The sequence below is a fragment of the Erythrobacter sp. AP23 genome (genome assembly GCF_001542855.1).
In the GTDB taxonomy this organism is placed as follows: domain Bacteria; phylum Pseudomonadota; class Alphaproteobacteria; order Sphingomonadales; family Sphingomonadaceae; genus Qipengyuania.
Window position 1 is genome coordinate 1 of sequence record NZ_LNBY01000012.1, and the last position, 13,125, is coordinate 13,125.

General features: G+C 65.0%; 14 protein-coding genes. 4 read left to right on the top strand and 10 right to left on the bottom strand.

Annotated elements, in window-relative coordinates; translation table 11 throughout:
* Window positions 1-11: 11 nt before the first annotated feature.
* The 7 genes from ASS64_RS05230 to ASS64_RS05260 all read right to left on the bottom strand — a co-directional run bounded on the left by ASS64_RS05230 (window position 12) and on the right by ASS64_RS05260 (window position 5,338).
* Window positions 12-1,154: a glycosyltransferase family 2 protein gene (locus ASS64_RS05230; protein ID WP_067691602.1), complete on the bottom strand. Its 1,143-nt coding sequence runs from the start codon at window positions 1,152-1,154 to the stop codon at window positions 12-14.
* A 32-nt stretch (window positions 1,155-1,186) separates the two neighbouring features.
* On the bottom strand, window positions 1,187-2,254 hold the full coding sequence (gene leuB, locus ASS64_RS05235) for a 3-isopropylmalate dehydrogenase (RefSeq protein WP_067691005.1): 1,068 nt from the start codon (window positions 2,252-2,254) through the stop codon (window positions 1,187-1,189).
* Between the two features lie 122 nt (window positions 2,255-2,376).
* On the bottom strand, window positions 2,377-2,973 hold the full coding sequence (locus ASS64_RS05240; protein WP_067691015.1) for a DNA repair protein RecO: 597 nt from the start codon (window positions 2,971-2,973) through the stop codon (window positions 2,377-2,379).
* 72 nt (window positions 2,974-3,045) lie between these two features.
* Window positions 3,046-3,333: a GIY-YIG nuclease family protein gene (locus tag ASS64_RS05245; RefSeq protein WP_067691017.1), complete on the bottom strand. Its 288-nt coding sequence runs from the start codon at window positions 3,331-3,333 to the stop codon at window positions 3,046-3,048.
* 56 nt (window positions 3,334-3,389) lie between these two features.
* Window positions 3,390-3,635, bottom strand: a complete 246-nt coding sequence (locus ASS64_RS05250) for an accessory factor UbiK family protein (protein ID WP_067691020.1) — start codon at window positions 3,633-3,635, stop codon at window positions 3,390-3,392.
* Window positions 3,636-3,666: 31 nt separating this feature from the next.
* A complete protein-coding gene (locus ASS64_RS05255; RefSeq protein WP_067691023.1) occupies window positions 3,667-4,221 on the bottom strand; it encodes a TspO/MBR family protein in 555 nt (184 codons plus the stop codon).
* Between the two features lie 97 nt (window positions 4,222-4,318).
* Window positions 4,319-5,338, bottom strand: coding sequence for an NAD-dependent epimerase/dehydratase family protein (locus ASS64_RS05260; protein ID WP_083508197.1), 1,020 nt, complete (start codon window positions 5,336-5,338; stop codon window positions 4,319-4,321).
* A gap of 71 nt (window positions 5,339-5,409) precedes the next feature.
* Here ASS64_RS05260 and ASS64_RS05265 point away from each other — a divergent pair, with 71 nt between their 5' ends.
* A complete protein-coding gene (locus ASS64_RS05265) occupies window positions 5,410-6,525 on the top strand; it encodes an FAD-binding oxidoreductase (protein WP_067691025.1) in 1,116 nt (371 codons plus the stop codon).
* Window positions 6,526-6,596: 71 nt separating this feature from the next.
* Here the strand turns inward: ASS64_RS05265 and ASS64_RS05270 are convergent, their stop codons facing one another.
* Both ASS64_RS05270 and gorA read right to left on the bottom strand, forming a co-directional pair.
* Complete coding sequence (locus tag ASS64_RS05270) at window positions 6,597-6,872, bottom strand: hypothetical protein (RefSeq protein WP_067691028.1); 276 nt, start codon at window positions 6,870-6,872, stop codon at window positions 6,597-6,599.
* 80 nt (window positions 6,873-6,952) lie between these two features.
* Window positions 6,953-8,317 carry a glutathione-disulfide reductase gene (gorA, locus tag ASS64_RS05275; protein ID WP_067691031.1) on the bottom strand — a complete coding sequence of 455 codons (1,365 nt, stop codon included), beginning with the start codon at window positions 8,315-8,317 and terminating at the stop codon, window positions 6,953-6,955.
* A gap of 166 nt (window positions 8,318-8,483) precedes the next feature.
* Between gorA and ASS64_RS05280 the strand changes: the two genes are divergently transcribed.
* A complete protein-coding gene (locus ASS64_RS05280; protein WP_067691034.1) occupies window positions 8,484-9,584 on the top strand; it encodes a mechanosensitive ion channel family protein in 1,101 nt (366 codons plus the stop codon).
* Here the strand turns inward: ASS64_RS05280 and ASS64_RS05285 are convergent.
* Window positions 9,581-10,954: a DEAD/DEAH box helicase gene (locus ASS64_RS05285; RefSeq protein ID WP_067691037.1), complete on the bottom strand. Its 1,374-nt coding sequence runs from the start codon at window positions 10,952-10,954 to the stop codon at window positions 9,581-9,583. The two genes, ASS64_RS05280 and ASS64_RS05285, sit on opposite strands and share 4 nt — an antisense overlap.
* A gap of 275 nt (window positions 10,955-11,229) precedes the next feature.
* Here ASS64_RS05285 and ASS64_RS05290 point away from each other — a divergent pair, with 275 nt between their 5' ends.
* Both ASS64_RS05290 and ASS64_RS05295 read left to right on the top strand, forming a co-directional pair.
* Window positions 11,230-12,021, top strand: a complete 792-nt coding sequence (locus ASS64_RS05290) for an alpha/beta fold hydrolase (RefSeq protein ID WP_067691040.1) — start codon at window positions 11,230-11,232, stop codon at window positions 12,019-12,021.
* The gene (locus ASS64_RS05295) at window positions 12,008-13,123 is read left to right on the top strand and encodes a PAS domain-containing sensor histidine kinase (protein ID WP_067691042.1); all 1,116 of its coding nucleotides are present in this window, start codon (window positions 12,008-12,010) and stop codon (window positions 13,121-13,123) included. The genes ASS64_RS05290 and ASS64_RS05295 overlap by 14 nt, the downstream gene beginning before the upstream one ends.
* Window positions 13,124-13,125 lie beyond the last annotated feature (2 nt).

The window sequence follows — 13,125 nt, forward strand, 5'->3', positions numbered from 1 at the left end:
ATCGGGGGAGGTCAGTAACGACCCCACACGAAGCGGCTCGAGAGCGCGTAGTTCCATACCGAGCCGATGCCGATGCCGACCAGCGCGGCGAAGACTTCGTGCAGGCCGCGATCATGCAGTGTGGTGGCCACGGCGACATTGGCGAAAGCGCCGATCGAGCAGGCGGCGATGAAGCTGACCCAACCCCAGAACACCTTGTTCGCCTCTTTCAGGCGCCGGTCGCGATAGGTGAGGAAGTTGTTGAGCCAGAAATTGAAAGTCATCGCCCCGAAGGTCGCGACCGCCTGGCTCCAGCTGAAATTCGTGCCCGCGACCAACAGGAAAACGTAGAGAATGGCCATGTGGACGAGGATGCCGAGCGCGCCGACCGTGCCGAACAGGGCAAACCGCGTCGGGATGATCCGCCCGAAGCTCTTGTCGTAGAGGCCGGCGAGGAAATCGAGCGCGATCGCGCGGTCGAGCTTCGATTCGCCGGAGCGGCGGGCGGAGAAGTTCATCGGAAAATCCTTCACCTTGAGCGGTGTGTCGGAAGTGGCCAGCAGGTCGAGCAGTATCTTGAAGCCGATTCCGGAAAGATTCGGCACCAATCTGCGCGCGGTCGCGGTCGGCAGCAGGAAGAATCCGCTCATCGGGTCGCTCAATTCGACCCCGGTCAGCTTGCGGGCGAGGAAATTCGCGACGCTCGACAGCTTCTCGCGGTCGGGGCGACCCCATTCCTCCATGCTCGCGCCCTCGGCAAAGCGGCTCGCCACGGCGACCTCGGCTTCGCCCGATTTGACGCTTGCGAGCATGTCGACGAGCAGCTTGGGATCGTGCTGGTGGTCGGCGTCCATCACCGCCACATAGGGCGCGGCAGTGGCGCAAAAGCCCTCGATCGCGGCGCTCGACAATCCGCGGCGGCCGATCCGCTGGATCACGCGCACGCGCGGGTCGGACAGTGCCAGGCGGCGCGCTTCGTCGCTGGTCCCGTCGGACGAATCGTCGTCGACGATCAGCACTTCCCAGCCGCTCTTGCCCAGCGCGCCCTCGATCCGCTCGACCAGCGGGGCGAGATTGTCGCGCTCGTTGAGCGTCGGCAGGATGATGGCGAGGTCCAGCGGACGGGCGCTGGCAGCGTCGGCGGTGGCCAGGTCAGGCTGCGTCTGCGGAGTCATATCCATTGCATGACCCGGTTATGCGCCATTCCTCAAGATATGGTTACAATCTTCCTAACAATCGCGTCGCCGATCTCGGCGGTGGAGGCACTCCCGCCGAGGTCCGCGCCGAACACGCCATCGGCGAGGATAGCCTCGACCGCGCGCTCGATCCGCACGGCATCCTCCTCGCGGCCGAGCGAGTGGCGCAGCAGCATGGCGAGGCTGAGAACGGCGGCCACCGGATTGGCCTTGCCCTGCCCCGCAATGTCGGGGGCACTGCCGTGGATCGGCTCGTAGAGACCGAAGGTGCCGTGCTCGGTCTGCCGCTCTCCGAGGCTGGCGCTGGCGAGCAGACCGATCGACCCGACACAGGCGCTGGCTTGGTCGGACAGGATATCGCCGAACAGATTGCCGGTGACGATGGTGTCGAACTGGCCCGGCGATTTGACCAGCTGCATCGCGGCATTGTCGACATACATGTGGTCGAGTTCGACCTCGGGATAGTCCTGCGCCACCTCGATCACCGTCGCGCGCCAGATGCGGCTGGTTTCGAGGACATTGGCCTTGTCTACGCTGGTGAGGCGTTTGTCGCGGCCCATCGCGGCGCGGAAGGCGGTGTGTGCGATGCGGCGCACTTCGGCCTCGTTATAGGACATGGCGTCCCAGCCCTCGCGCCCGCCGTCGCTGTCGCGCTCGCCCTTGTCGCCGAAATAGACGTCGCCGTTGAGTTCGCGCACGACCAGCAGGTCGATGCTGCGCGCGACATCGGGCTTCAATGACGAGAGGTGCTCGAGCCCCGGAAAGCCCGCCGCCGGGCGCAGATTGGCGAACAGGCCCAGCTCGCTGCGCAGGCCGAGGATCGCCTGTTCGGGCCGCAGGTCGCGCGGCAAATCGTCGCAGGAAAAATCGCCCACCGCGCCGAACAGCACCGCATCGGCGGCGCGCGCCATTTCCAGCGTCTCTAGGGGAAGCGGGTGGCCGTGGCGGCGGTAGGCGGCGGCGCCGACGTCGCCCTCGAACAGCGTCAGGCCGGGTAGCGAAAGCGTTTCGAGGACGCGCAGGGCCTGCGCCGTAACCTCGGGGCCGATCCCGTCGCCTGCGAAAACTGCAATCTTCAAGCCAGGTTCTCCGCCTCTGTCGCTCCTGCACAGGCAGGAGCCCATCTGCCCCCTCGGAGCGTTCAACTGCCGCTATCTAGGCTCCTGCCTGCGCAGGGGCGACGAACCTTATTTGAAGGCCGCTAAACCATCCGTGCCAGCCGCTGCCTGAGCAGGTGCCGTGCAGCTAGGACGTCGGCGCGGGTGTCGGCAAGCAGGTAGCGTGCGATAAGCGGCTCCTGGCGGTCGAGAATTTCCAAGGCCTGTCCAAGACCCGCTATGTCGGGACGCTCTCCGCCATAGCCGAGCTCGCGCAGGAGCAGCGCCTCGTAGATCGCCAGCGCCTCGACCCATTGCCGCGCAGTCTCGGCCGAGCAGATGGCGTCGAGCAGCCCGCCGAGCGCCGCGTAGAGCGTGGGATAGGCATTGCGTTCGGGCAATGCGGCGGCCGTGAGCGCGGTCACCCAAGCGATGGCGGCGGACGGTAGCGGTTCGGACAGCCACGGCCCGCGGCTCTGCACCAGCTCCAGCCGCGCGAAGGGAAGCTGGCTATCGGACTTGGCGCGGATTTCGGCCTGGACGATGTTGCCGGGGATAACCACCGGCCGCAGCTGCCGCCCGCGGCCGCCCGCGACATAGGCCGCGACGACCCCGCTCTCCTCGGTCAGCAGCCGCGCAATCACCGCCGTCTCCCCATGCGGGCGCGTGGCGAGAAGAATGGCGGGTGCGGTGAGGTGCATGGTCTGTCCTCTAATCCCATCCGTCGCCCCTGCGCAGGCAGGGGCCCAGATAAGCTCTGCAGGATGGCGCCTTCACAAGATCGTATCGAACAAATCGTTCCAGTCGGGATTGTCCCGCCGAATCAGTTTGAGCTTCCATTGCCGCTTCCAGCGCTTCATCGCCTTTTCGCGGGTGATGGCCTCGTGAATGTCATCGTATTGCTCCACGTAAACCAAGCGTGTCAGTCCATGCTTGCGGCAGAACTGCGATCCGTGCCCCTCGCGATGGGCCTGCACGCGCGCAGCAATGTCGCTCGTCACGCCGATGTAGAGCGTGCCGTGGGGCGCGTTGGTCATGATGTAGACCCAGCCGCCCGCCATTCAGCGAGCCGCTTGTAGGGACGTTATCTGGGCCCCTGCATGCGCAGGGGTGACGATCATTTGGTTTTCGCTTCCAACGCCTCGACGCGGGCCTTGAGGTCCTCGGCTTCTTCGCGTGCCTTGCTCGCCATGGTTTTCACCGCGTCGAATTCCTCGCGGCTAACGAAGTCCATCCCGGCGAAGCTCTCCTTCGCGCGTTCACGCGCCGCATCGCGCGCCTCGCGGCCCATGCCGGCCAGCGTACCGGCCGCCGAATTGGCGAGTTTGACGAAATCGGCGATCAAGGGATTCTGGCTCTGCATGGCGGTTATCTAGGCGCGGTGTGCCCGCGTATCAATTCCCTATCCTTACCCGCTCCACCGCGCCTTCGGTGTTCCCGCCATCGGCATCGGGATTGAGCTGCAGGAACTGGTAGTTCAGCGCGGTCGCGAACAGGACCCAGGCGAGATAGGGCAGCAGCAGCACCCCGGCCAGTTTGCGCACGCGCCAGAACAGCGCGATTACCGCGAGCAGCGTCAGCGCGACGAGTACCAAGACGATCAATCCGCCGGTGATCTGCTGCGAACCGAAGAACACCCAGGTCCACGACAGGTTGAACGCGAAATGCACCACGAATACCCACAGCGCCGCCGTGCGCCCACGCGCGCCCCAGGCCGAAGCGACCAGCGCCAGCGCCAGCCCGATCATCACGTAGAGCACGCTCCAGACGATGCCGAACCACTTGGGCTCGGGATAGATCGACGGTTTCTCGAGCGCCTGGAACCACGCCGTGTCGGGCCCGCCCATCTGGCCGCCGAGAAACCCGAGCAACACCACCAGCGGGACGGTGAAAAGCGCCCAGCGAATGAAACTTGCGCGCAGCTGCCCGCGCGACGCCAGCATGTTCATGCGAATATCCCGTCAGCGATTCGTTTCATGCGCCTTGTGACGAGGCACCGCGCGCGAGGCAATGCGGCAGACCGATTCGTCCCAAGCGCGCGACGGATCAGACCTTGACGATACCCTTGCGCACGAGGCTGCGAACCGTGTCTTCGAGCGTCTGTTCCGCCGGGATGAAGGTGAAGCCCAGCACCTCTTCGGTATGCTTGCCCGACACGTCGCGGACATTGCCCAGTTCGCTCCTGATCTGCTTCATCTCGTCCATGAAGGGCGCGAGCAGTTTCACCAGCCAGTCGGGCATCGGCTTCTTCGGCACCTTGCGCGCATGTTCGGGCGCGCGCGACCGCACGGTTTCGGCCATTTCGCGGATCCACATGAATTTCTGCGAGGTCGGGAAGCGTTCGCCGCGCACCTTCTCGGCCGGCGCCTCGATCGCGCGGACATGCGCTTCGGCCACGTCGCGCACGTCGGTGACGCAAATGCCCATGTCGGGGATCAGCGGGATCGAGCCGTCGATGATCTTCTTCACCATCTCGACGCTGGTCGACATGTCGTCGTCATAGACCGGCCCGAACACCGCGACCGGATTGATCGAGCAGAAGGTCATGGTCGGCGCATGCGTCGCCACCCAGTCGCGCGCGGCGCGCTCGGCCACCGTCTTGCTTTCGATATAGGGCGGGACGCCGGCCGCGAGATTGGTCCAGTCGAGATGGGTGAAATGATCCTTGTCCGGCTGGCCATAAGCGATCGCTGCGGCGCTGCTGGTCTGGACGAAGCGCTCGATCCCCGCCTCATGCGCGAATTTCAGCGCCCGCAGCGTGCCTTCGCGCGCGGGGATTACCAGTTCGTCCTTGTCCTTGGGTGTGGCCATGGGAAAGGGCGAGGCGACATGGGCCACCGCATCGCAGCCCGCATTGGCCTCTGCCCAGCCCTCGTCACTCATCAGATCGGCCTGGAACACTATGAGTCGTTCGCCCGCTTCGGGCCAGCGGGCGCGCAGTTTCGGCTCGCTCTTCGCCTTGTTCCGGACGGTAGTGTGGACGGTATAGCCCCCGGCGAGCAGCTGGTCGATCACTTCGCCGCCGATGTAGCCCGTGCCGCCGGTTACCAGTATCGATTTCACCATCTGCCTGCTCCCCCGATTGTCTGTTAGGCGGGAGACTACGCCGATTGGTTGCAACGGGCAACGGAGTCGCAATGAAGCAGGTCGATTTCCTTGTGGTGGGAGCGGGCATCGCCGGTCTGTCGGCCGCCGCGCGGCTGGCCCGGCATGGCGAGACGGTGGTGTGCGAGGCGGAGGACGCGCCGGGCGTGCATGCCTCGGGACGCAGCGCTGCGTTTGGGCATTTCGACATGGATGCCCCGCTGGTCCGCGCGCTGACCGCGGCGAGCCTGCCGCTATTTCAGGAGCCGGGCGCGCGGCCCCATCCCGCGCTGTTCATCGCGCTCGAGGGACAGAAACCGGCGCTCGACCGGCTGGAGGCGAATTACCGCGCATGGGCGCCGCAGGTCCGGCGGCTGTCGGTGGCGGAGGCGCGCGAGCTGGTGCCGGTGCTGCGTGCGGGCAAAGGCGGGATCGTCGGTGCGCTGCTCGATCCGCAGGGCCGCAAGCTCGATGCGCATGCGCTGCTCGAAGGGCATCGCAAGGCCCTGCTCGCGGCGGAGGGCACGATTGCGGCAAAGGCGCCGGTGACGGCAATGCGCCGCGAGCCTGCCGGCTGGATCGTCGACACTCCGGGCGAAAGCTATGCCGCGCCCGTTTTGGTCAATGCCGCCGGGGCCTGGGTGGACGCTGTGGCAAGGCTCGCGGGGGTCTCCCCCATCGGCATTCGCCCGCTGCGCCGCACGGTGATCACCTTCGACGTTCCGGTCGACGTTGCCGCCTGGCCCTTCACCAAGACAGTGGGGCCCGGCTTCTATATCGAGCCGGAGGGCAGCGGCCGGCTGCTGGCCTGCCCGATGGACGAGGACGCGAGCGAGCCCTGCGATGCGCAGCCCGAGGAAGAAGGCGTCGCGCTCGCCGCATGGCGCGTGGAGCAGGCGACCTCGCTGACGATCCCGCGCTTGGCCGGAAAGTGGGCCGGCCTGCGAAGCTTCACCCCGGATCGCCTGCCGGTGGCGGGTTTCGACCCGTCTGCGCCCGGCTTCTTCTGGCTCGCCGGACAGGGCGGCTTCGGCCTCCAGACCTCGCCCGCCATGGCGCTCGCGGCAGAGGCGCTGGCGACGGGCGGCGACTGGCCGGAGGAATTGCGTGCGGTGGGGGTCGATGCGGCGATGCTGGCGGTGGAGCGGCTCGGGAGTGCCGCGGGATGACTGCTATCGGGCGCCTCGAAGGGTGCCGCCCACGTCATCTACTGGGTGGAAAGCAGATGAGGCGAATTTCTCTAAAGATCGCGTGTTTCGAACCAATCCCTTACAAAGAAGATAGCGCCATAAGCCACGAGCGCCCCGATTGTAGGGATTGGAGGAACAAACAGGTAGTCCAAGCCGCTCGTCGACCGGAGCAGCTCAGGATGTTGATTTTGCCACCAACTCACAAATAGGACTGCTGAGATCGGCACGACGATCAGCGAGGCACATCCGACACGCCGCGTCCCAAAAATGAGCGCGAGTGCTGCCCCTCCCAGGGCGCCAGCGCCGATCAAGACAAGGAAGCTCATAGCGTTAGGATAGCGACTGAAGCACCGTCCGCAATCGAGTCGCTAACGGTCAGCCGGCCTCCAGCATCGCGGACCCGCGCCTACCGCATCAGCACCAGTTCTTCCGCCATCGTCGGGTGGATCGCGGTGGTGGCGTCGAAATCGGCCTTGGTCAGACCGGCCTTCACCGCGATCGCGGCGGCCTGCATCATCTCGGCCGCATCGGGCGCGATCATGTGGATGCCGACGATCTTGCCGCTGTCGCCGTCGCAGACCATCTTGAACAGGCTGCGCTCGTCGCGCCCGGCTAGCACGTTCTTCATCGGGCGGAAATCCGACAGATAGACCTTGACGCTGCCGAGCTTGTTCTTGGCCTCGCCCTCGGTCATGCCGACCGCGGCGATCGGCGGGTGGCTGAACACCGCGCTGGGAATGCAGCCATGGTCGACCGCGACCGGATCGTGCCCACCGAAGACGGTATCGGCAAAGGCCTGGCCCTCGCGGATCGCCACCGGGGTCAGCTGCACGCGGTCGGTCACATCGCCGACGGCATAGATGTGGTCGACATTGGTCTTGGAAAAACGGTCGACCTTGATCTCGCCCTTCTCGCCCAGCTCGACACCGGCGTTTTCCAGGCCGAGCCCTTCGGTGTTCGGCTTGCGGCCGGTGGCGAACATCACCTGGTCGACCACTTCTTCGTCGCAATCGGACAGCTTGACCTTGAAGCGCCCGTCCTCGGTCTTCTCGATGTATTCGAACACCGTGTTGAACTTGAAATCGATGCCCTTCTTCATCGAGATCAGCAGCAAGCGTTCGCGCAGTGCCTCGTCATAGGAACGCAGCAACTGGTCGCCGCGATTGACCACGCAGACCTTGCATCCGAATTCGTTGAAGATCCCGGCGAATTCATTGGCGATGTAGCCGCCGCCCGCGATGATGATCTTCTTCGGCAGCTTTTCGAGATGGAACGCCTCGTTCGAGGTAATGGCGTGTTCGGCGCCCTTGCAGCTCGGCACCTGCGGGCGCGCGCCGGTGGCGATCAGGATTCGTTCGGCGGTGACCACCTTGCCGCTCGCCAGGGTGATTTCGTGCGGGCCGGTAATCTCCGCGCGCTCCTTGAAGACGGTGACGTCGTGGTTCTCCAGCGTGTCGGTATAGGCGCCCTCCAGCCGGTCGACATCGGCCAGCACGTTGTCGCGCAGCGTGTGCCAATTGAAGCTCTTGCCCTCGACTTCCCAGCCGAAGCGCTTGCAGTCTTCCAGGTCCTCGGCGAAATGCGCGCCGTAGACGAGCATCTTCTTGGGGACACAGCCGCGGATGACGCAGGTCCCGCCGACCCGGTGCTCCTCGGCGATCGCGACCTTGGCGCCATGCGCGGCGGACACGCGCGATGCGCGCACCCCGCCCGAACCGGCACCGATGGTGAAAAGGTCGTAATCGAAGTCTCCGCGGGGTTTCGTCGCCAAAGCCTGTCTCCAATCTGCGTTCGCCGCCGCACTTGGGGTATGGACGCACCCGGCACAAGGTCCAGCGCACCTAGCCGCGGGAACCGGAATGCGTGCCGGTCCATTGCAAGGGAGGTCCCTTGGGGGGGATGCTGCCGATACCCGAAACGAATATGCGGGAGACAGCATGAAGCAACCGATTGCCGAGATCGTCGAAGGTGGGGCCCGCATCCTGCCCTACCCGTGGAACCTGATCGCCTTTGCCGTGGCGGCAACCGGCGCCGCACTGCTGCTGCACTGGATCGCCTTCCGGCTGCTGCGGCGGCTTGCAAATGCCTCGGACAGCGACGCCGACACAATGCTCGTGCGCCGCCTCGCCACGCCGACCCGGATCGCGCTGGTCGCGCTGGCGCTGGTGCTGGCCGCGCGCGAGATCCCCGCGTTCGAAACGGTATGGGAAAAAGTCGCCGGCTTCGTAATGCCCGCGCTGGTCGGCTGGATCGCGCTGGCAATCCTTCATGCGCTGGTCGAGACGATGAAACTGCGCGCGGACATCACGGTGGCCGACAACCTTGCCGCGCGCCGTCGGCGTACCAAGCTGACCATGCTCAGCCGCATTGCGACCTTCATCATCATCTTCGTGACTGTCGGGTTGGTGCTGCTGTCGATCCCCGGCGTGCGCGATATCGGCCTTACCCTCGTCGCCTCGGCAGGCCTCGCGGGGCTGGCGGTCGGCGCCGCCGCCCAGCCCGCGCTCAAGTCGCTGATCGCGGGCGTGCAGATGGCGCTGACCGAGCCGATCAACATCGAAGACGTCGTCATCATAGAAGGCGAATGGGGCTGGATCGAGGAAATCCGCACGACCTACGTGGTGGTCAAGATCTGGGACGAACGCCGGCTCATCGTGCCGACCACGCGCTTCCTCGAGGGGGCGTTCCAGAACTGGACCAAGACGACCGCTCAGTTGCTGGGATCGGTGATGCTCTATCTCGACCCGGCGACCCGGATCGGACCCATCCGGGCCGAGTTCGAACGCCGGATCAGGGCGAACGAGCGCTGGGACGGCCGCGTCCAGGTAGTGCAGGTTACCGATACGAAGCGCGATGCGATCGAGGTTCGCCTGCTGATGAGCGCGAAGGATTCGCCGACCCTGTTCGACCTGCGCTGCGACATCCGCGAAGGGATGCTCGAATGGCTGGCCGATACGATGCCCGAGGCTTTCGCGCGCCTGCGGATCGTTTCGCCCGAAAGCGAATCGCCTGCTGACGCGCTGGCCAGGCCGGACTAGCCGCGCCCCGTGCCGCCCCCGCTGCGCCGTCGACGTCGGTTGCGGTTCCCGCCGGGGCGGCTGCCGCCGGGTGCACCGTCGCGCCTGGGCGCGCCGGCGCGGTTGGAATGTTTGTTCTTGGGCTTGGGCTTCTTCGCCGCGCCGCCGGTAGGGCGCACCTTGGGCTTGGCGAGACGCGGCTTCTGCTCGCGCTTGGTCGGCCCGACGCCCTCGACTACCGCGCGGAAATTGTCGGGGAGTGGCAGACGCTCGAACTCTGCGTCGGTCTTCTTGCGAATATCCTTGAGGTAGTCGCGCTCGTCCTCGGCGCAGAAGGCGATGGCGATCCCGTCCTTGCCCGCGCGCGCGGTGCGCCCGATGCGGTGGACGTATTGTTCGGGCACGTTGGGCAGCTCGTAATTGATCACATGGCTGACACCCGGAATGTCGATCCCGCGCGCGGCAACGTCGGTCGCGATCAGGATCGGGGTCTTGGCGCTGCGAAACTCGCCAAGCGCGCGCTCGCGCTGCGGTTGCGACTTGTTGCCGTGGATGGCGTTGGCCGGGATGCCCTTCTGCGCCAGCTTCTTCACGATGCGGTCGCAGCCATGCTTGGTCCGCGCGAAGATCAGCACGCGCTCGAACGTGCCGGGCACGTCGTGGCGCTCGGACAGGATCAGCTCGAGCAGCGTCTGCTTCTCGTCCTGCTGGACCATGAACAGATACTGGTCGATCCGCTCGGCGGTGGTGCTTTCGGGCGTGACCGAGACCTTGACCGGGTTGCGGCAATACTTGCCGACCAGTTCCTGGATCTGCTTGGGCATGGTCGCGCTGAAGAACAGCGTCTGGCGGTCGTCGGGCACGAGCTGGCTGATCCGGCGCAGCGCGTGGATAAAGCCGAGGTCGAGCATCTGGTCGGCCTCGTCGAGCACCAGCACTTCGACCCCGTCGAGCTTGAACGCCTTCTGGTCGATCAGGTCGAGCAGGCGGCCGGGCGTCGCGACGAGAATGTCGGTCCCGCGGTGCAGCTTGTTGCGGTCCTTGTTGACCGAGGTGCCGCCGACGATCGAATGGACCTTGAGCCCGGCGAGCGCGCCGTAATCCTTGGCGCTCTGGGCGATCTGGCCGGCGAGTTCGCGCGTTGGCGCAAGCACCAGCATGCGGCAGGATTTGAACGGCGTCTGCCGGTCCGCCTCGCGCAGCCGGTCGATGCTCGGGAGCATGAAGGCGGCGGTTTTGCCGGTGCCGGTCTGCGCGATTCCCATGAGGTCGCGGCCTTCGAGCACGGGCGGGATCGCCTGCGCCTGGATCGGCGTGGGGGTATTGTAGCCCTTGAGGTCGAGGGCCTGGAGGACGGGCTGCGACAGCCCGAGGTCTGAAAATTGAGTCATGTTGCTCGCATCGAATATGCGGCGCGCTCTCGGTTCCGATAGGCGGAATCCGGGCGCGGTCGCGGAGTTTGAAACCGCCCGCGTGAAAAGGGAAGTCTGTAGAAAATGGACCGAGGCGCGGCCGGGGCGATGGATGTATCGTCATCGCCGCTTCACGCTGGCTAGCGCGCTTCGATGGGCGGCATGTGGTGCAGGGCATGAAGGAAGTCAAGCCGTACGGGGGGTTTGCTTGGAAGTTTGGAATTAACCAACGGGCTGCTAGCAGTCCCCCCGATATGATTGAATCACGCAATAATATCCGGACCTTCGGCTCGGGATCGCCCACTCTCCTGTTCTCCCACGGCTTCGGCTGCGACCAGAGCATGTGGGAACCGGTCGCCAACCGGTTGGCAGATTCCTTCCGCATCGTGCTCTTCGACCATGTCGGTGCCGGACGCAGCGACCTGAGCGCATACGACAAGGCGAAATATGCGAGCCTGGACGGCTATGCACGCGATGTCGTCGAGGTTGCGCGATCGATCGATACGCCGGATCTGGTGTTCGTCGGCCATTCGGTCAGTGCGATGATCGGCGCGCTCGCGGCCATCGAGGCGCCCGATCTCTTCAAGCAGCTAATCATGGTCGGCCCTTCGCCTCGCTACATCGACGACGGGGACTATAGTGGCGGCTTCGACGAACAGCAGATCGAAGAACTGCTCGAATTCCTCGACAACAATCACCTCGGCTGGTCGGCCGCCATGGGACCGGCGATCATGGGCAATCCCGACCGCCCCGAGCTGGGCGAAAGGCTGACCAACAGTTTCTGCAGCACCGATCCGGACATCGCGCGCGATTTTGCGCGGGCTACCTTCTTCTCGGACAATCGGGCGGATCTGTCGGCGGTGCCCGTCCCCACGCTGGTGCTGCAATGCAGCGAGGATATCATCGCCCCGGTCGAGGTCGGCAAATATGTCGCCGAGAATGTACCCGACAGCTCGTTCGTGCAATTGGAGGCGACCGGGCACTGCCCCAACCTGAGCGCACCGGATGAAGTCGCGCAGGCGATCCGGCACTATGTCCGGTCCTGACCCGACCGAGGATCTCCTCGACCTCTACGAGAACGCGCCGTGCGGCTACCTGTCACTCGCCCCCGATTCGACGATCGTGCGGGCCAACCGAACCCTGCTCGGCTGGCTCGATCTATCGGCTGACGATCTGGTCGGAAAACCCCTGCGCGACTTGCTCGGAACCGGTGGGCGCATCGCCTACGAAACGCACCTTGCCCCGCTGCTGCGCCTGCAGGGTTTCGTTTACGAGATCGCCCTCGACTTGAGATGCGACCACGGGCTCGTACCCGTAATTGCCAATGCATCGGAAAAGCGGGACGAATCGGACAACCATCTCTTCACGCGTCTGACGCTGTTCCGCGCGGAAGACCGCCGGAAATACGAACGCAACCTGCTCGAAGCGAAAATCCGGGCCGAATCCGAAGCCGAACAGCGCGATCGCGAGGCCGAATTGCGCGAGCAGTTCATCGCGGTCCTGGGCCACGATCTTCGTAATCCCGTGGCTGCGCTGAAAGCGGGAACCGACCTGCTCAAGGACTCCGGCAATCTCGGCACCGAAGATCGTGAAATCGTCACCTTCATGGACTCGACGCTCGACCGCTCCATCGAGCTGATCAACAATGTCATGGATTTCGCCCGCGGCAGGCTGGGATCGGATATCTCGCTGGATCTCCAGCCGGCGCCGGACCTGGACAGGAAGCTGGAAACCGTCATTGCCGAAGCGAAAGCGGCAAGGCCGGACCGCGACATCCGCAGCGAGATTGCGATCGACACATCGGTTGAGTGCGATCCCGATCGTTTGGCCCAGCTCCTATCGAATCTTCTTTCGAACGCCCTGCATCACGGCCGGCACGATGCCCCGGTCATGGTGAAGGCAATCACGACGCGGGACGAACTGGAAGTCTCGGTCACGAACTCGGGCACGCCCATTCCCGCCAATGTCCTCGAGACTCTGTTTCAACCCTTCGATCGCGGCTCGAAACAGGGCAATCACGATGGCCTGGGACTGGGCCTGTTCATCGTCGACCAGATCGCCACGGCGCATGGCGGACGGATGGAGGTCGTGTCCGATGAGGGCGGAACAACCTTCAAGCTCGTCATCCCGTCCAAGGAAAGCGAATAGCG